Below are 1732 nucleotides of genomic sequence, written 5' to 3' on the forward strand. Positions count from 1 at the left end.
AGACCCACGGAGTGGCCTTCACGGGCGTCACCAACAGCCACCACTTCGGCGTGGCGGCCTACCACCTGGACGCGCTGGCGCGCCAGGGGCTGGTGGGCCTGGCCATGGGCAACTCGCCGGCCGCCATGCCGGCCTGGGGCGGCAGGCGTGCACTATTCGGCACCAACCCCATCGCGGCCGCGTTTCCGCGCCGCGACGGCGATCCGCTAATCATCGACCTGTCGTTGTCGGAAGTGGCGCGCGGCAAACTGATGGTGGCCGCCCGCGAAGGACGCGACATTCCCCTGGGCTGGGCGCTGGATGCGGACGGCAACCCCACCACCGACCCCAAGGCCGGCCTGGCCGGCAGCATGCTGCCCATGGGCGGCGTCAAGGGCGCCATGCTGGCGCTTATTGTGGAACTGCTGGCCTGCGCGCTGACCGGCGCGCATTTCGGTTTCGAAGCCGATTCGTTCTTCACCGAAGAAGGCAACCAGGCCCGCATCGGCCAGGCCTTCCTGGCCATCGACCCGGGCGCACTGGCCGGACGCGACGCCTACCTGGAACGCGTGGAAACACTGATAGGCGCCATGCTGGCCGATGGCGACGTGCGCCTGCCCGGCGCGCGCCGCGCCAGCCTGCAGCAACGCGCGCAGCAACAAGGCGTGGACATACCCGATGCCTTGCTGGAACAGCTGCGGCAGTTGGCGGCAGGCGGCTGACCCTGCGGCCTGGGGGCCCATGGCGCTGCCTTAGCCCCGCGGCGAGTTTGCGCCAGTACTGCCAGGTGTCCGGCTCCCGTCAGGGTGCCGGACACCGTACAACTGAGGCCGTCGTAGCGCACGACGGGGTCAGGCACCCTTGCGGGAGCCAGCCCCCCAGATACCATGAGTAGCGAACATTCAGTCAGAAGCTGCGCACCCCGGCAACCACCAGGGCCAGCCCCGACAGAGTCAGCAGCACCAGCACCAGGCGGCGGAACGTGACGTCGCTGAAGCGCCGGTATAAATGCACCCCCACCAAGGCCGGCACCAGCACGGCGATGCCGACGATGCCGAAAACCGGCGCCATGCGCGGGGTCAACAAGCCCGCGACCGCATAGCTGCCCAGCGTAATGCCGTGCATGGCCAGGTTGAAGCTCTGGAACACGGCTCGCTGCTGGTCGCGCGGCCAGCCGCGCAGCATGCACCACAGCGTCACCACCGGGCCCGGCAGGCCGCCAAAGCCCCCCATGATGCCCGACAGCCAACCCGCCAAGGCATCGGCGGCGCGGCCGCCCCGCGTGATACGCGGCAATTCCGACGCCAGCAGCATGGCCGGGCAATACACCATCAACACCAGGCCCACGCCGAAGCGGAACATGGCGGGGTCCACCCAGCGCAGCAGTGCCACGCCCAGCGGCACCCCTAGCAATCCGCCCAGCAGGAATGGCGCCAGCCTGCGCCAGTCGAAACCATGGCGCAACGAACGCACGGCCAGCAGTTGCCCGATCAGCGAGCCGAACACGACGGCAGGCGCCGCCATCGCGGGCGGCAGGGCCCATGACCAGAATGCCATGGCCACCAGCCCGAAACCGAATCCGGCCAGGCCCTGCACAAAGGCCGCGGCGCAAGCGCCGGCGGCCAGCAACAACCAGAGTTCCATAAGCTGCGCGGACGGTCAGCCTTGCCTGATCACCGGGGCGGGCAACCCCGCCAGCGCCACGTTCACGCACGTGGGCAGGCGCGCCTGCCGCGCGGCCAGCAGGGCCGGC

General features: G+C 69.9%; 2 protein-coding genes. One reads left to right on the plus strand and one right to left on the minus strand.

Annotated features, from left to right (window positions below):
* Window positions 1-701 (plus strand): Ldh family oxidoreductase (locus LPZ50_RS24670; RefSeq protein ID WP_230665467.1); only part of this gene is annotated, 701 nt, incomplete at its 5' end.
* A gap of 184 nt (window positions 702-885) precedes the next feature.
* Here LPZ50_RS24670 and LPZ50_RS24675 read toward each other — a convergent pair.
* A complete protein-coding gene (locus tag LPZ50_RS24675; RefSeq protein WP_230665468.1) occupies window positions 886-1623 on the minus strand; it encodes a sulfite exporter TauE/SafE family protein in 738 nt (245 codons plus the stop codon).
* Window positions 1624-1732 lie beyond the last annotated feature (109 nt).

It is taken from the genome of Bordetella petrii, from assembly GCF_020991325.1.
GTDB lineage: Bacteria > Pseudomonadota > Gammaproteobacteria > Burkholderiales > Burkholderiaceae_B > Bordetella_A > Bordetella_A petrii_E.

Coding starts and splice junctions, on each gene's coding strand:
- LPZ50_RS24675 (WP_230665468.1), bottom strand. CDS start 1,623: ATGGAACTCTGGTTGTTGCTGGCCGCCGGCGCTTGCGCCGCGGCCTTT.